The 18,684-nt window shown below is 70.6% G+C and carries 16 protein-coding genes; 8 read left to right on the plus strand and 8 right to left on the minus strand.

The features are described from left to right. The 4 genes from Ato02nite_RS22825 to cysC all read right to left on the minus strand — a co-directional run bounded on the left by Ato02nite_RS22825 (position 1) and on the right by cysC (position 6,130). Entirely contained in the window at positions 1-1,230 is a 1,230-nt protein-coding gene (locus Ato02nite_RS22825; RefSeq protein ID WP_213008620.1) for a hypothetical protein, read from the minus strand. After that, positions 1,227-2,630 carry a hypothetical protein gene (locus Ato02nite_RS22830; RefSeq protein ID WP_246607313.1) on the minus strand — a complete coding sequence of 468 codons (1,404 nt, stop codon included), beginning with the start codon at positions 2,628-2,630 and terminating at the stop codon, positions 1,227-1,229. Before Ato02nite_RS22830 ends, Ato02nite_RS22825 begins: the two co-directional genes overlap by 4 nt. Next, positions 2,627-4,516, minus strand: a complete 1,890-nt coding sequence (locus Ato02nite_RS22835; protein WP_213008621.1) for a Wzz/FepE/Etk N-terminal domain-containing protein — start codon at positions 4,514-4,516, stop codon at positions 2,627-2,629. Before Ato02nite_RS22835 ends, Ato02nite_RS22830 begins: the two co-directional genes overlap by 4 nt. Positions 4,517-4,609: 93 nt before the next feature. Continuing rightward, a complete protein-coding gene (gene cysC, locus Ato02nite_RS22840; protein WP_213008622.1) occupies positions 4,610-6,130 on the minus strand; it encodes an adenylyl-sulfate kinase in 1,521 nt (506 codons plus the stop codon). 229 nt (positions 6,131-6,359) lie between these two features. Here cysC and Ato02nite_RS22845 point away from each other — a divergent pair, with 229 nt between their 5' ends. From Ato02nite_RS22845 to Ato02nite_RS22855, 3 genes are all read left to right on the plus strand, one after another. Then, the gene (locus tag Ato02nite_RS22845; protein ID WP_246607314.1) at positions 6,360-7,640 is read left to right on the plus strand and encodes a glycosyl hydrolase; all 1,281 of its coding nucleotides are present in this window, start codon (positions 6,360-6,362) and stop codon (positions 7,638-7,640) included. A 10-nt stretch (positions 7,641-7,650) separates the two neighbouring features. Beyond that, positions 7,651-8,085, plus strand: coding sequence for an NUDIX domain-containing protein (locus tag Ato02nite_RS22850; RefSeq protein WP_246607315.1), 435 nt, complete (start codon positions 7,651-7,653; stop codon positions 8,083-8,085). A 357-nt stretch (positions 8,086-8,442) separates the two neighbouring features. Continuing rightward, complete coding sequence (locus Ato02nite_RS22855) at positions 8,443-10,107, plus strand: sensor histidine kinase (protein WP_213008624.1); 1,665 nt, start codon at positions 8,443-8,445, stop codon at positions 10,105-10,107. A 42-nt stretch (positions 10,108-10,149) separates the two neighbouring features. Here Ato02nite_RS22855 and Ato02nite_RS22860 read toward each other — a convergent pair whose 3' ends face one another. The 3 genes from Ato02nite_RS22860 to Ato02nite_RS22870 form a co-directional block, all read right to left on the minus strand. Further along, entirely contained in the window at positions 10,150-10,905 is a 756-nt protein-coding gene (locus Ato02nite_RS22860; RefSeq protein ID WP_213008625.1) for a DUF72 domain-containing protein, read from the minus strand. A gap of 145 nt (positions 10,906-11,050) precedes the next feature. Next, the gene (locus Ato02nite_RS22865; RefSeq protein WP_213008626.1) at positions 11,051-12,490 is read right to left on the minus strand and encodes a DUF7125 family protein; all 1,440 of its coding nucleotides are present in this window, start codon (positions 12,488-12,490) and stop codon (positions 11,051-11,053) included. Beyond that, positions 12,487-12,846, minus strand: a complete 360-nt coding sequence (locus Ato02nite_RS22870; RefSeq protein WP_213008627.1) for a response regulator — start codon at positions 12,844-12,846, stop codon at positions 12,487-12,489. The genes Ato02nite_RS22865 and Ato02nite_RS22870 overlap by 4 nt, the downstream gene beginning before the upstream one ends. 490 nt (positions 12,847-13,336) lie before the next feature. Here Ato02nite_RS22870 and Ato02nite_RS22875 point away from each other — a divergent pair, with 490 nt between their 5' ends. The 5 genes from Ato02nite_RS22875 to Ato02nite_RS22895 all read left to right on the plus strand — a co-directional run bounded on the left by Ato02nite_RS22875 (position 13,337) and on the right by Ato02nite_RS22895 (position 17,489). Continuing rightward, the gene (locus Ato02nite_RS22875) at positions 13,337-14,035 is read left to right on the plus strand and encodes a response regulator transcription factor (RefSeq protein ID WP_213008628.1); all 699 of its coding nucleotides are present in this window, start codon (positions 13,337-13,339) and stop codon (positions 14,033-14,035) included. 67 nt (positions 14,036-14,102) lie between these two features. After that, positions 14,103-15,308 (plus strand): cytochrome P450, encoded by a 1,206-nt coding sequence (locus tag Ato02nite_RS22880; RefSeq protein ID WP_213008629.1) that lies wholly within the window; start codon positions 14,103-14,105, stop codon positions 15,306-15,308. Between the two features lie 11 nt (positions 15,309-15,319). Next, positions 15,320-15,517: a ferredoxin gene (locus Ato02nite_RS22885; protein ID WP_213008630.1), complete on the plus strand. Its 198-nt coding sequence runs from the start codon at positions 15,320-15,322 to the stop codon at positions 15,515-15,517. After that, a complete protein-coding gene (locus Ato02nite_RS22890) occupies positions 15,514-16,671 on the plus strand; it encodes an NAD(P)/FAD-dependent oxidoreductase (RefSeq protein WP_213008631.1) in 1,158 nt (385 codons plus the stop codon). Before Ato02nite_RS22885 ends, Ato02nite_RS22890 begins: the two co-directional genes overlap by 4 nt. Beyond that, positions 16,668-17,489: an SDR family oxidoreductase gene (locus Ato02nite_RS22895; protein ID WP_213008632.1), complete on the plus strand. Its 822-nt coding sequence runs from the start codon at positions 16,668-16,670 to the stop codon at positions 17,487-17,489. Before Ato02nite_RS22890 ends, Ato02nite_RS22895 begins: the two co-directional genes overlap by 4 nt. A 12-nt stretch (positions 17,490-17,501) precedes the next feature. On the opposite strand, the gene Ato02nite_RS22900 is transcribed toward Ato02nite_RS22895, so the two are convergent. Then, on the minus strand, positions 17,502-18,650 hold the full coding sequence (locus Ato02nite_RS22900; protein WP_213008633.1) for a hypothetical protein: 1,149 nt from the start codon (positions 18,648-18,650) through the stop codon (positions 17,502-17,504). Between the last annotated feature and the right edge of the window lie 34 nt (positions 18,651-18,684).

Raw genomic sequence — 18,684 nt, forward strand, 5'->3', positions numbered from 1 at the left:
TCAGAGCTCCTCGACCCGGCGGATCAGCACCGGGAGCAGCCAGGTGCCGAGCACGCCCAGGCGGGCGCCGGCTTCGGCCTGGCGGTCGGTCAGATAGCGGACGGCCAGGTCCACCAGGTACAGCAGGGCGGTCAGTTCACGGCCGTCGGCCGGCACCCCGAACGGGGCGAGCAGCTCGCCGGCCCGGCGCACGGTCTGCTCGACCGCGTCCCGGGCGTCGCCGGTCGACTGGATGCGCCGCTGGAGCTCGTGGTGAATCGCGTCGAAGCCCATCGGTACCCCGGTGGCGAACCGTTCCCAGTCCCACACCAGCAGCGCGTCGGCCAGGTTCGCCATGTTCCAGGGCGCCCAGTCGCCGTGCCACGCGCCGTACCGGAAGACGGTGTCCCCGGCGTGCTTGACCAGCAACTCGGCCGCCGAGGCCAGGCCGGCCGCCTCGGGCCGGTCACCCACCACGGCGAGCCGGCCGCGCAGCTCGTCCCAGTAGGTGCTGCCGTCGACCGGGCCGGACGTGTAGCCGCAGCACCCGGCGATGTCGAGCATCGCGGCGACCAGCCGGCGGTGGGTCAGCGGCGCCCGGGGCAGCCAGACCGGCAGCGCCGACTGGATCAGCACCTCGAGGCCCCGCCACTCGCCCGCGTGCAGCACGCGCGGCACGGTCAGCCTGGTCAGGCCGCAGTTGCCGAGCGTGTTCAGCGCCGTCGTCTCGGCCTTGACCAGGGTCCGGGTGAGCGGGCCGGTGCCCAGCTTGCCGAAGCCGAACGTGTCGCCCTCCGGCCCGATCAGCTGCAGCACCGGCTTGCGGTTGGCCCGAGCCGGTCCGATGTGGACGCTGACCGAGAGCTCCCGGCCGAGCTGCTCGCTCAGGTAGCCGTCGATGCTCGACGAGTACGGGCCGGTGACCCGAACCCGGTCCCGCAGCAGCACCGCGGACGCGCCGGTGCGGACCGCGGCGACCACCGCGTCCCGCTTCAGCTTCGCGGCCCGCGACTGCGGCTCGGCGTAGCGGCGCACCGCGGCGGCGGCCACCCGGCGCGAACCGGACGGCACCAGCAATCGCGGCCGCCGGGCGTCCGGCACCACCAGGTACTCCGCGATCGGGGTGCCGGGCGAGCCGTCGGTGCGGCACGGCCACGGGTACAGGAGGTCGAGCACCTCGGTCAGGTACTGCGTGCGCAGTGCCGCGTCGTTCGCCGTCAGTTCGGCCGGTGCGGTCTTGACCGGACTCATGCGATGTCGTCCCCTTCTGCTGCGGTGCGCTGCGTTTCCGGAAGATCGGCGTGGTTACGCCACAGCAGCGTGAATGCCAGAACCATGAAGGCCAGGGGGGTGACCAGCGAGTTGTACCAGAGCATCGCCGAGAACGAGGTGACCAGCGCGGCGCTCGCGGCCACCCCGATCGCGCTGCGGTCCCGGCGGAACCGCCACAGCCCGTACAGGAAGAAGCCGAGGTAGCCGGCGGTGCCGACGGCGCCGTGCGCGTAGAGGAGTTGCCACAGCTGGCCGTTGCCACCGACGGTGAAGTTGCCGCAGCGCTCGCAGCCGGCGCTCTCGCCCACGGTGATCGAGTTGCGGCCACCGACGGTGTTGCGGGTGCCGCCGTAACCGACCACCGGCGAGCCGGTGAAGCCGTCCAGGGCCCGGTCGATCAGGAACGAGCGGACGCCGTTGGACTTGCCGTTGTCCATCCGGGCGCTGACCACGCCGCCGAGCGGGGTGGCCAGCACGGCCACCGCCAGCAACGCGCCGGCCACCGCCACCACCCCGACGATCCACAGTCGACCGGCCAGCACCTGGCGGGCGGCCACGTAGACGACCACCACGCCGATGCCGATCCACAGGCCGCGGTTGAGCGACACCACGGCCGGCACGATCGAGGCCAGCAGGCAGAGCACGGCGAGCGCCTTGTTCCGCCCGCGCCCGCTCTGCCAGGCCGCCACCGCCAGGAAGCCGACCAGCAGGCAGAAGTTGTTGCCCCAGGTGTTGGTGTACCCCCAGGGCGCGGCCGGGCGCGGCTTGTCCTCGCCGACGATGTCCATGATCTGCGCGGCATAGGGGTGCACCAGCGACTGCACAAAACCCTTGTTGCGTACGCCGCCCGGCAGCAGCATCTCCACCGGCGAGGTGAACTCGAAGTGCCCGGCCACCATGCCCAGGAAGCCACCGGCCACGGTCACCACGAACAGCCAGCCGAGGTATTTGACCAGCCGCTTCTTCGGCAGCTCGGCCTCGGTCAGGTTGCCGGCGTAGACCAGCAGCACGGTCAGCGACAGGTACATGACCAGCTTGTAGGTGACCGCCGGCAGCCGGCCGGTCGCGTGCTCGGGGAGCGTGCCGGCCGGGTCGGCACCCAGGGCGCCGATGCTGACCACGACCACCACCAGGAACAGCGCCCACCAGCCGAAGCCGGGCGGCAACATCAGCCGCCGGCCGGCGGCCCGCCGCTTCACCAACAGGACGAGCATGGGTACGGCCATCAGGGCGAAGATGAGTACGCCGAGACCGAGCGCCCACCACAGCGGATAGAGCACCAGGATGCTCGCCACCGGCCAGGCCGGGAGGGTGGTGGTCTTGCGGGCGCCGTGGGCCGGGCCGCCGATCCGTTCGGTGGCCGGGGCTGCCAGGCTCACTTCCCGTCGCCGTCCTTGGCCGTACCGTCGGTGCCCGTGCCTTCCTTGACCAGCCCGTCCTTGACCAGCCCGGACATGTCGATGACCGCGGTGATCTCGTCGGCGGCGCGACCCGAGCGCGGCCGTACCTGCGGCTTCTCGGCGGTCTTCTCGTTCGCGGCGGCCTTTGCCGCCGCCTTGGCCGCCTGCGCCGCCTTGGCCGCCTTCTCGGCGGCCGACATCGTGTTGGTCGGGAAGCGCATCGGCTGGGTGAGGTCACCGTCGGACAGCGGGTTGTCCAGCGCGGCGGCGCCCCGGTCCCCGTGCTGCCGATCCCCCTGCGGCTTGTCGCCGGCCGGCGATGGTGCCAGCGTTACCGCCGGTGCGGTGGCCTCGGCGGCCCGCAGGCCGGACAGGCGCGGCAGCACCACCGCGCCGAGCAGCGGCGTGCCGACCCGCTGGAGCTGTTCGGCCGCGTCCAGCAGGGCGGGCCGGCGGGACCGGCGCAGCTCCACCGCGAGCAGGGCGGCGTCGGCCAGGCTGGCCAGGCTCTGCGCGTCGGCGCTGCTGCTGGTCGAGGGCGCCTCGATGACGATGTAACCGCCCTGCCGGCGCAGCGTCTCCAGGGTGTCCTTGAGCCGCTGCGACTGCATCAGGCCGGCCGCGGTGGCCGCGCCGCCGGTGGTGATCACCCGCAGCGACGGGATGCGCGGGGTGCGCTGCACCGCCCGGGCCAGGCCGACCCGGCCGGCCAGCAGGTCGGACAGGCCGGGCACGGCCGACACGCCGAGCATCCGGGCGAGCGGGGCCGCGTCCATCACGCTGTCCGGCAGGTGCGCGCCGATCAGCACCACGTCGCTGCCGGTGCGGGCCAGCGCGGCGGCCAGGTTGGCGGCGACCAGGGTGGCGGCCGAGCCGCGGCTGGCGCCGGTCACCACGATCACCTGGTCGCTGGGGCGCAGCGTCGCGAGGATCTCGTTGCGCAGCCGGTTGAACACCCGGCCGCCGGCCCCGTACGGCTGGAGCACGTCGTCGAAGTGCGGCGTCGTGCGCTCGTCCAGGGCGGCCAGCACGTTCACCCGGCCGCGGTCGCGCACGTCGGCGGCGGTGCGCAGCCGGCGGTCGAAACGCTCCCGCAGGAACGCGAGCCCGCAGCCCAGCAGCAGGCCGATCATGCCGCCGGTGGCCACGTTGACCATGCCGTTCGGGCTCACCGGCGTCTCCGGCAGGCGGGCGTCGCTGATGATGTTGCCGGCCCCGACCGTGGTGGTGGTCAGCTCGTTGAGCCGGCCGGTCAGCCCGTTCAGCTGGTTCTGCGAGTTGTTGCGCAGGCTCTGCAGGTTGCTCTCGTCCGGGCTGCCCTTGACCGCCCGGGACAGCCGGGCGTTGATCCCGGTGAGCGTCGTGGTGAGCTGCTTGATCTTGGTGGTGAGGGTCTTGATCTGCTGGTCGAGGCCGCTCTGCGCGGTCTCCTCCCGGTTGCGCAGGTACGCCTCGGCGAACGAGTGCGACCCGGCCTGAGCCTCCTGCGGCGAACCGGCCTTGAAGGTGATCACCAGGACGGTGGTGTTCGCGGGCACCTCGACCGAGACGCTCTTGGCCAGCTCCAGCGGCGAGCGAGGGCTGCGCAGCAGTGCGGCCGCCTTCGCCGCGACCGCGCCCGAGCCGACCAGCTGCGCCTCGGTGTCCAGGTTGACCGAGCCCTTGGTGCGGCCGCCCTGCGCGTTCGTGTCCTGGTCGAGAGCCTGGACCAGGACCGCGGTGGACGATTCGTACACCTTGGGCAGAGCGCTGGTCAGCGCCGCGCCCGCACCCAGCCCGGCGCCCGTCGCGATCAGCGCGATCCACCAGTGGCGGCGGAACACGCCGAGGTAATGCGAGACATCCGCAGGGCGAGACGCTTCCATCGGTTGGCGGACCTTCCGGGGTGAGTGAGACGGTTATATTGGGCGATTTGCCCCCAGGGAGGTAAACGTCTCACGCCCGCCTTCGTGATGGGTTTAGGTCAGTTTCGGCTCCACCCAGCCGTGTTCCACCAGGTACGCCAGCACGACTTCGATCGCCTCGGGGACGGTCATCGTGGTGGTGTCGATCGTCATTTCCGCGTCGGCCGGCGTCTCGTACGGATCGTCGATCCCGGTCATGCCGCGCAGCTGGCCGGCCCGCGCCCGGGCGTACAGACCCTTGCGGTCACGCTGCTCGCACACCTCGAGCGGGGTGTTCACGTGCACCAGCAGGAAACCGGCGCCGGCCTCGGTGGCCATCGCGCGCACCGCGGCCCGGGCCGCCTCGTACGGCGCGATCGGACAGGCCACGGCCATGCCCCGGTGCCGGCCGATCTCGGCGGCGACCCAGCCGATCCGGCGTACGTTGCGGTCGCGGTCGGCCTTGCTGAAGCCCAGCCCCGCGGAGAGCTCGCGCCGCACCACGTCGCCGTCGAGCAGCGTCACCGTGCGGTCGCCGGACTCGCGCAGCGAGTCGGCCAGGCCGCGGGCGATGGTCGACTTGCCCGAGCCGGAGAAGCCGGTGAAGAACACCACGAGACCGCGGTGCCGGCGCGGCGGCCGGGCCCGGACCAGCTCCTTGGCCACCGCCGGGGGAGTGTGCCACTCGGGCAGCGGGAAACCGCGGTCCAGCAGGTCGTCGATCTCGGCCGGGGTCATCGCGAGACGGCGGTTGCGCGGCGGGATGTCGTCCCGCCAGCGCCACTGGCCGTCCCGGTTGTCGTAGGCCAGCTCGCGCGGCACCAGCACGTGCAGGCCGCGGCCGGAGAGCATCTCGCCGCCGGAGAGCACGTGGGTGGCGCCGTAGGCCGCGACCACCCGGGCCCGCAGCATCGCGTCGCGCATCTCGTCGCCCCGGGTGAGCAGCGGCACGGCCACCACGGTCGCCGGGGGCATCCGGTCGCGGGCCGAGAAGACCGACCGGACCAGCGCCTCGGGCGGCAACCCGTCCGGGCCGGGGCCGCTCACCGGGATGAGGATCAGCAGGTGGGCGGCGAGGGTGCGGGCCGCGTGCGCGATCTGGGCGAGCTGCGGGCGGTGCAGCGGGCGGTCGGCGATCACGCCGAGCACCCGGCCCGGTGGCAGCAGCGCCTTGACCTCGGCGGGCGTGCGCCGCAGCCGCTGGAACGGCCCGTGCCCGCCGTCGCCCATCCGGCGCACCGTGCCGCCCACGCCGTAGGTCTGCTGCCCGGTCGGCCAGGCGTCGCTCACCTCGAGCGCCGCGACCGGCGCGCCCTCCGGGTCGGTCAGGATGATCGTGCGGTGCAGCGGATCGTCGAGCGTCAGGCCGGTGGCCAGCTCGGCGGGCACGTCGAGGGTCACCGGGACCGGCCAGGACGTGCCGTCGGCGAGGCGCCCGCGGCGGCGCAACGCGTCCAGGTCGGCGCGGCCGAGAAAGCCGGTCAGCGGCGTGTAGGCGCCACTGAGCAGCAATTCGAGGTCCGCGAGCTCGTGTGGGAGCGGCGTATATGACGGCGCGTCGCGCAAAACGTCTTCGGGAAGCACCGAACCATTCACCTTTGCATCCCCCTGCGGCCGACTAGGGGGACAGTTTCGCAGCACCGGCGGTCGGGGTCGAGCCGGGTGTCCGGTCGGGGGCGTGGGCAGGGCGGAGCCGCCGATCCGGCCAATTTTCCGGCAGCTTTCCCGGTCAGGTATTGGACAAACCGGATCTTCGTCACAATACTGGCACCTCGTGACCCGACGACCGCGCCGCCTCCGGTTTGTACACTTCGCCGCCGTACCGGTGGCCTTCGTGCTGTCCGTGGCGACAACCCTCGCCTGGGCCTGGACCGGCGGTGTCGATCAGCTCGGGCTGCCGCTCGGCACGGTCGGCGACCCCACCGTCTCGATGCCGGTCATCGCCTCCCCGGACTTCCCGGTCCTCGGCGACCACCGGCGCAGCCTGCCCGCCCGCAAGACGCCCAGTGCCGGGCCCTCCGCCACGGCCCCGGACGACCCGACCGTGGCGACCGCACCGGGCACGCCCGGCACGCCGTACGCCCTCAGCAAGCCCGGCGCCGTCGCACCGCGCATCGCGGCACCCGGCCTGGCCACCGACTCGGCCGCGTCGCGCGGCCGCTGCCGCACCGGCCGCAAGCTCGTCCCCACCTGCAACGTTCTGTGGGGGGTCGCGCCCGGCGCGCACACCGAGAGCCGAGGCGCCGGCGCGCTCGCCGCCTTCGAACGCAAGACCGGCCGCACCCAGGCGATCTACCACGCCTACCACGGCGGGATCCGGCAGCTGTTCCCCACCGACCAGGAGATCGCGATCGCGCACCAGCCCGGTCGGCACCGCATCCTGTTCCTCAACTGGAAGCCCGAGTCCGCCTCGTGGGCCGCGATCGCCCGCGGCGACCGGCGCACCGACGCCTTCCTCGACCGGCTCGCCGTACACATCAAGAAGAACTTCCCCGAGCAGTTCTTCTTCGCCGTCCACCACGAGGGCGAGAACGACGTACGGGAAAGGGCCGGCTCCGGGTACACCGCTCGCGACTACGCGGCCATGTACCGGCACGTGATCAAGCGGCTGCGCGCCCGCGGCGTCGACAACATCGTCAGCGTGCTGGTGCACATGGCCTACGTGAAGCACGCGACGCAGAGCTGGTTCAACCACATGTATCCCGGCGACGACGTGGTCGACTGGATCGGCTTCGACACGTACGCGTACAGCGACCCCGGCTACGGCCACGGCGACTTCGCCGAGATCTTCAACCGCCGGATCGAGGGACAGCGCGACTGGCCCGGCTTCTACAACTGGGCACTCTCCGAGCATCCCGGCAAACCGCTGATGATCGCCGAGTGGGGTGTCTGGTCCTCCCGGCGCAACACCGCCTACAAGGTCGACTTCTACCGGCAACTCGGTGCGGAACTCCGCCGTTTCCCGAAGATCCGCGCGATGGTCCAGTTCGAGACCCCGCACAACCAGAAGGGCCAGGACTCGTCGGTGGACAGCACGCCGGCCGCCCTGCAGGCCTATCAAAAACTGGGCAAGCTCCCTATCTTCCAGGTCGCCGTCACACCATAAGGTGCGAGGGGTGAGCCTGTTGGTCGCCGCCGGCGCGCTGTTCCGGGACGCCGGCGGCCACATCATGATGGTGCGCACCCATTACCAGGACGCGTGGGAGATCCCCGGCGGCATGGTCGAGGAGGGCGAGACGCCCTCCGAGGCGTGCGCCCGAGAGGTACGCGAAGAGCTGGGTCTCGTGATCACGCCCGGCCAGGCACTGGTCATCGACTGGGCCCCGCACCCGGTCGAGGGCGACAAACTGCTGTTCGTCTTCGACGGCGGCACGCTGACCGACGCCCAGCACGCCGCGATCCGATTCACCGACGGCGAGATCCTCGAGTGGGCCTACGTCGAGCCGGCGCGCCTGGAGGAGTACACGGTGGACCGGCTGGCCGGCCGCCTGCGAGCCGCGGTGCCCGGCGAGACCCGCTACCTGGAGAACGGCCGCCCCGCCCGCCGTTGATGTCACGCCGGCCGGGATGCCGCCCTCGAGCCGGGCGAGTCGCGTACCCCGACGCAGCGGCGAGCGGGCGTGCCGTTGCGCGGTCAGGTCCCGTTACGCGGTCGAGCATCGGGCGTAGCCGATCAAGGACACCGTCATGCGGGGACAACGGTGTCCCAGCCCTTACCGGACAGTCCGGCCGAGACTTCGTTCGCGACGTCGTTTGTGCTGTTCAGGCCGTTGCGGGATGCACTTGTCGATGTGTCCGTCGCGGTAAGGCGGATCGGGTCCTGGCGGTACGGTGGGGGCGATGGCGACGATCGACAGCCCGCCGAGCGTGACGCGGTCACCGAGCCTAAGTCATCCTGAGAGGCCGTGATGACGCAAGCAGTGTCCGAAAGCGCCAACGACCTCGACGGCGTGGTGCCCCCGGTGCAGACCGGGCTCGTGGTGTCGGTGCAGGCCTACATCGCCACCAGCGTCGACGGCTGGGTGAAGGGATGGAATTCAGCCGCCGAGAGAGTTTTCGGCTACACCACCGCACAGGCCTCCCAAGGCGACATCACCGACCTGATCATCCCGGCCCGGTTCCGCGACGCATACCGCGCCGACCTCGTCCGCCTCTCCCACCTTGCCGCCGGTGATCCCAGCCGAGTCCTCGGACAGCAGCTTCAGCTGACGGCACTGCACCGCGACGGCCACGAGTTCCCCATCGAGATGACCCTGACCGTCACCGACGAGCCCGGCGGGCGAATGTTCCACGCCTTCGCCCACGACATCACCAGCGCGCGTCGGGCCGCCCAGTTCGCCGACGTCCAAGCCGCCATCGCGCTGGGGCTTGCCGAGGCGGATTCCAGCACCGTCGCCGGGCATCGAGTGGTCGAGGCCCTCGGGGTGAAGATGGGCTGGTCGGTCGTTGAGCTGTGGCTGGTCGACGATCACCGACAAGTGCTCACCTGCGCGGCCCGCCACGTCGAAGCAGGCCAGCAGTTGGGTGACTTCGCCCTGGACGTACTCGAACTCGGCGTGGCGCTGCCCGGCCAAGTCTGCGCCGGCGGCACCGGCCGGTGGATCAGGGACCTGGGCGCCGACAAGGCGTCGTTGCGAAGCAGCGCCGCCGCGCGTGTCGGGTTGCGCGTCGCCGTCGGTGTGCCGGTGTCCACCGGCCGGCACACCCTCGGCGCGCTGTGCGTCTACGGCAACCGGGTGGAAGACCCCGAAGACACCTTGCTCGGGCTGCTCAGCGGGCTCGCCGCCCATGTCGGGCAGTACATCGAACGGCGCCGGGCCGAGGAACTCGCTCTGGAACTGGCCCGCACCAAGGACGAGTTCGTTGCCATGGTCACCCACGAACTACGCAACCCGCTGGCGGTGATCAGCGGCGCCGTTGCGGTGTTCGATGACGAACTCGAGGAACTGACCACCGAGCAGCAACGCGAATACCTACGCGTCATCGCGCGCAGCGCGCAGCGCCTGTCGGTGATGGCCGAGGACCTGCTCGACCTGGCCCGGCTCGAATCCGGACACCTCGCCGTCGAACTGGTCAACACGGAACTGTGCGCCATCATCGGCGAGTCCGTGCAGGCGAACACCGCACCAGCCGTCGGCAAGCAGCTCACCATGACCGTACGGTTGCCCGAACGGCTCGACCTGCATGCCGACCCCAACCGGCTGCGTCAGGTCGCCGACAACCTGCTCACCAATGCCATCAAGTACACCCCGGCCGGCGGGGAGATCACCATCACTGCGGGCCTCGACCATACCGGCCAGATGATCACCTGGACGGTCGCCGACACCGGTATCGGCGTCCCCCCGGAGGAACAACCCCGGCTGTTCCGCCGCTTCTACCGGGCCTCCACCGCCCTGGACAAACGCATCCCCGGCACCGGTCTCGGTCTGGTCATCACCCGCGGCATCGTTGAACGCCACCACGGCACCATCACCCTGGCCGAGCACACCGGGCCCGGCACCACCTTCGTGGTACGGCTGCCTACCACGCCGGTCCTCGCCGGCTCTGATAGCGAGCCTCGCGGCCTTCCCTGAAGCCGGAGGCTAAACGGCAAGATCAGCCAAGGGGCCGGCCGGTCAGTCGGAGCCTGCGTCGGCCGGCGTCGAGCGGGCGCCCGCGTCTCGACGCACCAGTTGGCTGAACCGCCAAGCGTCGGCGGCGCGCGGCAGGTTGTTGAACATCACGTACGCCGAGCCCGCGTCGACGATCTTGGCGAGCTGGGCCAGCTCAGCATCCGTGTACACGTGGCGGGTGCCGGTGATGCCGTGCAGCCGGTAGTAGGCCAACGGCGTCAGGCTGAGGCGCAGGAACGGGTCGGCGGCGTGGGTCAGGTCCAGCTCCTCGCACAGGCCCCGGACCACGTCATCCGGCCACGCGCCCCGCGGCTCCCACACCAGCCGGACACCGGCCGGCCGGCGCGCTCGGGAGATGAACTCGCGCAACCGCGCGATGGCCGGTTCGGTCGGCCGGAAGCTCGCCGGGCATTGCAGCAGGATCGCCGTCGCTCCCAGGATTTCGGCACAGCTGAGCGTGGTGTCCCAGGCGCGGGCGACGATGGGCGTCCACCGAAAACCGCCGACCTCGGTGCGTTCCTCGGCACTCAGCGGCGTGCGCAGCCGCCGGTATGTGGAGCTTTTCGCCTCGTGCGTGATCAACTGCCACGCCTTGATGGTGAACTCGAACCCCGCTGGAACGCTGGCCCGCCACCGCCGCAGCGTCACCTCGCGGGGTGGTTCGTAGAAGGTCTGCTGCACCTCCAGCACCCGGAAGCGTTCCGCGTAGGACGGCAACGCCATGCTGGCACCGCACAGGCCCACCTTCACCGGCGTCATGTGCGGTGCATACCCCTCCGGTCGCTGGGATGCACATCGGGACGCCAGAGTCAGGTGGGCTCTTTCCGAGCCGGAGCGGGGGATGTATGCCAGGCGTCGCATTGCCAGGTTCGGTGGGCTTTGTCGTCATCGACGTCAGCTCGGTTCATGAGGCTACGGTGGGAGCATTCAGGGCGCTCCAGCCGAGCACGCCGGTGACTGATTCCAGGGATTCCCCGACGGTCAGGCCGTCTGTGCCGATGGTGAAGCGGAAGAGGTCCTTGCTGTGGTCGCTGTTGCGCATCTTCACGATGCTCAACGCTCTGCCGATGCAGGATTTCAACTCGATGTACCGCAGCAGGATCACATTGTGGAACAGGAACGAGACTCCGCCGATGGGTTCCGGGCTGGGGCCCAGTATGGTGGTTTCGCTGGTGATGAGCAGGGTGGCGCCGGCGGCACGGATGATCCCGGTCAGACTGCGCGCATACGCGGGGAACCGGTCGGATTCGCGGGCGGCGAAAACCATCTCGGCGAGGCTGTCGATCACTACCCGGCGGATCGACCCGTCGGCCAGTTCTTGACGGATGCGGGCGGCGAGTAGGTCCAGGTCCAGTTCGCCGAGCGGCACGTGGTGAACCACGAGCTGCCCGTTCTCGGTGGCGGCGCCGAGATCCCAACCGAGACCTGCTGCCATTTTGACGAGCTGTTCGACGGTGTCCTGGAAAGTGACGTAAAGGCAGCGTTCGTCCTGAGTGATGCCTTCGGCGACGAACCGTAGTCCGGAGATGGTCTTACCGACTCCGGACGGCCCCAGCATGAGGGTGGCCTCGCCGGCGCCGATCCCGCCGCCCATGAGCTCGTCGAGACAGGTGATGCCGCTTCGGATCCGCCCGGTGACCTCTGTCGCCGGGCCGGTATCGAGGGTCTCGATGCGGGGGAACACCTCGAACCCGGTCGGGCCGATGCGGAAGGTGTGTTTACCCTCCAGGTGGTTGGTTCCGCGCATCTTCACCACCCGAAGCCAGCGCCGGTCAATGGGGTCGCGGGGCTCATACGCGAGGTGGATGATGGTGTCCGCCAGAGCGAACTCGACCCCGGACTCCATTTCGGCCGGGGTGTATTCCCCGAGTAGCAGCAGAGCCGACTCAGTGTGGGCGATCCTACTGATCAGGTCGTAGAACACCATCCGCAGCTCGCGGTCCTCGGTGAAATCCCGCAACGCCTTCGCGCTGTCGATCACCACCAGGACGGGATTCTCCTCCAGCGCCTTACGCGTCACCTCCTCGACCAGGGACCTCATCCGGCCGGACTTGTCGTCGCGAACGAGATCGCCTAGATGTAGATACTCCACCTGCGAGCCCAACGCCTCGGGGACGAAGAAGTCGAAGGAAGCCAGGTGCCGGACCAACTTCGTGTGTGGCTCCGACAAGGTCGTGTAATACACCGATCGGCGCTGCGGTGTGGCATCGGTGAAGCACATCTGCTGGGCCAGGATCGTCTTGCCGGTCCCTGGCGCGCCGGCCAGCACTGTGACCGAACCGGGCTCGAACCCGCCGCCGAGGACTACGTCGAGTCCGGGCACGCCGGTTGCCAGTCGTTTCACGTATGGTCCACCTTCTGTGGCATGAGCGCGGCCGCCGCGGCCAGCAGCTGTTGCGATGTCCAGGGTTTGTGCAGCACCGTGTCGGCGCCGCCGGCCAGATGGGCGTCTCCCGTTACGGCGAGGATCGGAATCAGCGCGGTGCCAGGGTCGGCGCGCAGCCGGCGGATGAGCTCCGCCCCGCCCATGACCGGCATCATCATGTCGGTCACCACCAGGTCCGGCCGGGAGCGATGGAGAGCCTCCAGCGCAGCCGCGCCGTCTCTCGCGTCCGACACCTCATGGCCGGCGCGCTCGAAAACGCGCCGCAGAAGGTAGCGCAAGTCTGGCTCATCATCGACCACCAGAATCTTGAACAAGAAGATCACACCTTGCTGCGAGCGCCCAGCGCTACCGCCGTCGCATGCTCGGACCGCCGACTGTGACCGCGCTCGCGGGGCCAGAGGTGGGATCGGGCGGCGAGAAACCCAAGTAGTCGAGCGGCGCACACCTTCAGCCCTTACGCCATGGATTGCATGGATTCGCCGGGTACAGTCCGAACCTACCCTTGGCGGAGCGGCCGCATCACGCCAACTGCCGAACTGTCCGTTCCGCCATCGCTGGCCCCGGCGGCCCTTCGCACCTCGTCCGGTCGTGCGTCCAAGATCAGTTGCCCCCCCCGTCTGCCGCGAAGTGCGCGCCGAACGCGGCGGTATCCAGCCGGTGGTCACGCTGACCACCGACCAGGGTTCGTTCCGGGCGGTCGCGGAGGCGCCCAGGCCCGGATCGTGGTGAGCTGACGACGCGCCGGGCACCGGGATGCTTGAATCGATGCGTCCCGATGCTCTGGCGCCGAAGTGAGGTATACCCATGCGCGTCCATGAGATGGTCCGAACCGGGCGCGACCCCTACGTCCTGGTCGTGGCCCCGGACCCGAGCATGCGCGGGGCGCTCACCGCCGAGCTGACCGGGGACGGCTACCGGGTCACCGCGATCGCGACCGGTGCCGCGGCGGTGCGGCTGCTCGACGAGGACCAGGTCGACCTGGTCGTGGTCGATGTGGACACTCCCGACCTGCACGATCTCGCCCGCGAGCGGCTGACGTTCAGCGACCGCCCGCCGGTCCTCTGCGTCACCGCCTGCGAGTTCCTCGGCGAGCTGGTGCCGATGCTCGGCACCCGGATCGAGGACTACATCACCAAGCCGTGCCGCAGCGCCGAACTGCTGGCCCGCGCCCAGGTCCTGGTCCGCGACCGGGCCGCCACCGGGCCGGTCGACGTGCTGCGGCACGGCGACCTGCTGCTCGACGACGCCGTCCGCCGAGCCTGGCGCGGTGACCGCCCGCTCGAGGTGACCCCGGCGGAATACCGGCTGCTCCGGCACCTGCTGCGCAATGCCGGCCGGGTGCTCTCCAAGGAGCAGTTGGCCCGGTACGTCTGGGGCGAGTCCCGCGAGGTCAACGCGATCGAGCGGCTGGTGTCCCGGCTGCGGCAGAAGGTGGACGAGGCACCGCCGGCCCTGATCCACACGCACCGCGGTTTCGGGTACCGGCTGAGTCTGGCGCCATAAAACGGATGTCCGGGTTTTGTCAGGTGACCGTCCGGGTCTCGTCAGGTCACCCTGTTTGCATGGGTTGATGACCGAGATCGAGTACCCGACCACCCGCGAGTCGAGCTGCCCCTTCGCCCCGGCCGCGACCGTGCGCGAGATGACCCGGGACAACCCGGTCGGGAAGGTGCGCATCTGGGACGGCAGCACGCCGTGGTTCATCACCCGGCACGCCGACCAGCGCGCCCTGCTCAACGACCCGCGCCTGAGCATCGACGAGAAGCGTGCCGGATATCCGCACATGACCCGCGCCCGGGCGGCGTCCGCCCCGCACCACCCTCAGCTGATCACCAACACCGACCCGCCGGAACACACCCGGCTGCGGCGTACGGTCAACGCCCCGTTCATGGTCAAGCGGGTCGAGGCGCAGCGCCCGCGGATCCAGGAGGTCCTCGACGACCTCATCGACGACATGCTGGACGGACCGCGCCCGGCCGACCTCGTCCAGGCGATCGGCCTGCCGGTGCCGACCCTGGTCATCACCGAGATCCTCGGCGCGCCCTATCAGGATCACGAGCTCTTCCAGCACACCAGCCACGTGCTGATCAGCCACGAGTCGACGCCCGAGGAGGCGGCGAAGGCCGGGCAGGCGATCGGCGCCTACCTCAGCGAGCTGCTCGACCGGAAGACCGCCGAACCGGGCGACGACGTGGTGTCCGAGATGGCCGCCCGGGTCGTCGCCGGGGAGATGACCCGGCCGGAGGCCATCACCATGGCCAACGCCATCCTCATCGCCGGCCACGAGACCAGCGCCAGCATGATCTCGCTGGGCACCCTCGCGCTGCTGCGGAACCCGGACCAGCTGGCCCTGCTGCGGGACAACAGCGACGACCCGAAGTTCGTCGCCAACGCGGTCGAGGAACTGCTGCGTTACCTGACGATCGTGCACAGTGGAATCCGGCGCATCGCCGACGCGGACATCGAACTGCACGGCACGGTCATCCGGGCCGGCGACGGCGTCATCTTCGACCTGGCCGCCGCGAACTGGGACGACGCCGAGTTCCCCGAGGCCGACCGGCTCGATCTGCGCCGGCCCGCCCGCCGGCACCACGCGTTCGGCTACGGCGTGCACCAGTGCCTCGGCCAGTCGCTGGCCCGGGTCGAGCTGCAGGTCGCCTACGGCACCCTCTATCGGCGCATTCCGACGCTGGCGCTGGCCGTGCCGTTCGAGGAGGTCCCGTTCGCGATGGAGGGCGTCGCCTACGGCCTCAAGTCACTGCCGGTCACCTGGTGAAAGGGACGACGATGCGGATCGAGTTCGACGAACCCAAGTGCGTCGCGGCCGGCCAGTGCGCGATGGTCGCCCCCGGCGTCTTCGACCAGCGGGACGACGACGGCGTGGCGATCGTCCTGGACGCCACCCCCGGCCCCGAGCGCTTCGACGAGGTGCGCGAGGCCGCGGCGGTGTGCCCGGCCGCCGCGATCCGCCTGGTGGAGGCGTGAACCGGATCGTCGTCGTGGGTGCCTCGGCCGCCGGCCTCGCTGCGGCCGAAACCCTGCGCCGGGAGGGCTTCGCCGGTTCGCTCACGCTGATCGGCGAGGAGATCGATCCACCGTACGATCGTCCGCCGCTCTCCAAACAGATCCTCGCCTCCACCTGGGATGCCGAGCGGCTGGCCCTGCGCACCCTGGACCAGCTGACCGCGCTGCGCCTCGACCTGCGCCTGGGCGCGCGGGCCACCGGCCTCGACCGGCAGGAGCGGACGGTACGGCTGTCCGACGGCACCGACGTGCCCTACGACGGTCTGATCGTGGCGACCGGGGTGCGGCCATGCCGGCTCCCCGGTCCGGGCGCGCATGTCCTGCGTACGGTCAAGGACGCGCTCGCCCTGCGCCGGACCTTGCGTCCCGGCACCCGCCTGGCCATCGTCGGCGCCGGGTTTCTCGGCGCGGAATGCGCCGCCGTGGCCCGCGGCCTCGGCTGCGAGGTCGTCCTGCTGGAGCCGGCCCCGGTGCCGCTCGCCCACGCCGTGGGTGAGCGGATCGGCCAGGTCCTGTCGCAGGCGCACCGCGACCACGGCGTCGACCTGCGCACCGGCGTAACGGTCACCGGCGTCACCGGCGCCGGAGTGTCGATCGAGGACGGCGAACCGGTCGCGGCCGACGAGGTGCTGGTGGCGATCGGTTCCCGCCCGAACACCGAGTGGCTCGAGAGCAGCGGACTCACCCTCGACGACGGCGTGGTGTGCGACGAATACAGCGCGGCCGCGCCCGAGATCTATGCGGCCGGCGACGTGGCCCGCTGGCACAACCCGCTGTTCGGGGTGCCGATGCGGATCGAGCACCGCACCAACGCCGCCGAGCAGGGCATGGCCGCCGCCCGCAACCTGCTGAACCCGGCCGCCCGCAAGCCGTTCGCGCCGGTGCCCTACTTCTGGTCCGACCAGTACGACCTGAAGTTCCACGCCTACGGCTACCTGCGCGGCCACGACGTCGCCGAGGTCGTCGAGGGTTCCCTGGCGGACCGGCGCTTCCTCGCCGCGTACCGCAAGGACGACCGCGTCGTCGGCGCCCTCGCCGTCGGCATGCCCCCGAAGGCCATCCGCCCGTGGCGGCAGGCCATCGCCCTCAGCACCGCTTGGAAGGATCTGAGATGACCGACGTGGTGGTGGTGACGGGCGCCGGCGGGATGGGCGTCGCGGTGGCCCGGCGGATCGGCGGCGGCCGCACCGTGCTGCTGGCCGACGCCTTCCCCGACACCCTGGACCGAGCGGTGGCCGCGCTGCGGGCCGAGGGATACGCGGCGAAGGGCCAGGTGACCGACGTGTCCGACGGCCCGTCGGTGGTGAGGCTGGCCGAGGCGGCCGCGGCCGAGGGCCGGCTGACCGCCGTGGTGCACACCGCGGGCGTCTCGGCGGCGACCGCCACGGTCGGCCAGATCATGGCGGTGGACCTGCTCGGCACCGCCCACGTCATCGACGCCTTCGAGCCGGTGGCGACCCACGGCACGGCGCTGGTCTGCATCGCCAGCATGGCCGGCCACTACGCGACGCTGACCGGAGAGCAGGAGACGACCCTGGCCACGGCACCCACCACGGACCTGCTGTCGCTCGACGTCGTGGTGCGGGCGGCGGACCTGGAGCCGGTAATGGCCTACATCCTGGCCAAACGCGCCAACCAGGTGCGGGTCGAGGCGGCCGCCCTGGCCTACAACCGCCGGGGTGCCCGCATCAACACGGTCAGCCCCGGCGTCATCTCCACGGCAATGGCGAAGGCGGAACAGCAGGGCGAGGCCGGCACCCACATGATGGCGTCGCTGACGGCCTGCGGAATCGGCCGCACCGGAACGCCGGGCGAACTCGCCGAGGTGGTCGCGTTCCTGACCGGCCCGGGTTCGCTCTACATAACCGGCACCGACATCCTGATCGACGGCGGCCAGGCCGCCTGGCTCCGCCGACACCGCCCACGGGCGTGACCCCCGTTCCCGCTAAGCCTCACCGGCGGTGATGCGGAAGGCGGTCGGATTGGTCAGATAGAGGCGGGTGCCGCGTCGAACCAGGTCGCCCCGCACGGACACGACCGACATCTCCTGATGGGCCAACATGGCGGTCGAGTAGTCCTCATCGGTCAGGTTCATCCAGACGCGGCGAAGGCGGTCGTCGCCCTCGACGGCCCCGGCAACGGTGATCTCGCCGGTGCCTGCCCCTTCGCGGTGCAGTCGGACCACGTTTCCCAGCACGACAGCACCCTCCTCGGGAACACGCTCCCGCAGCTCCTGCGCGGCCGAGGCGAGCACCGGCAGATGGTCACGGCGAAAACGGACCGGGGGGAACTGCCGGGCACGTATCGGCCGTGATGGCGCCAGCCGGAGCGCGAGCTCGAACGGATGGCCGGCCTCGCCGCCGAGCCCGATCAGGGCCTCGCAGAGGTTGGCGCTGACGCCCGCCGGAACGGCAGCCGTGAAGACATCGAAGCCGCTCGGGTCAACGAGCGCGTCGTTCGCCGCGTTGTAAGCCGCACGGACGGCGTCGTAGACCTTCAAGGCGACCCGACGTTCGAACGGCTCGGGGAGTTCCTCCTCGAACAGGGACGGTGAGAGCCGTGGTGGCACCGGTGTGTGCACGGAGATGATGAAACTGCCCTCGGCCGAGGGGCCGATCCGCACTTCGCGCAACAGCTTCAGCACATCCGCCGACTTGCGCGCCGGTTGGACTGCTCGAGGTTGTTCCACACTGACGGCGTAGGCCGCGGCAATCACCAGATTTCGTAGGCTCTCGAATGCTTGGACACCATCCTCGAGGCCGATCATCCCGGGGGCGTTGTCCGGTGGAAACGTCCGGACCGTGTGGATGTCCATGGAGACGCTGGAGATGTCGCTGAGTATGTCCAGCTCTGATCGGTCCTCGGTGACAGCGAGGACGCTCAGGAGGTCTCGAACGCGAGACGCGTAGTCCCGGAGCGTCGACTCCTGTGGCTGGAGAGCTTCAAACTCCTCTCCGGCCACCGTTTTGACCCACTGAACGCTGCTCCCGGCGCGTTCCCGAATGGTCCAGTCGTGCGCACGCAAATACATCGCGAGTTCAGACGGCGGTCGCGCGGCCAATGCGTCGCGATCGGTGACCTGAGCCCGGATCATCGCGTCGCTCCTCCAAGGTCGCCGACCAGCAGAC

The sequence above is a fragment of the Paractinoplanes toevensis genome (assembly GCF_018332695.1).
GTDB classification, from domain to species: Bacteria; Actinomycetota; Actinomycetes; order Mycobacteriales; family Micromonosporaceae; genus Actinoplanes; species Actinoplanes toevensis.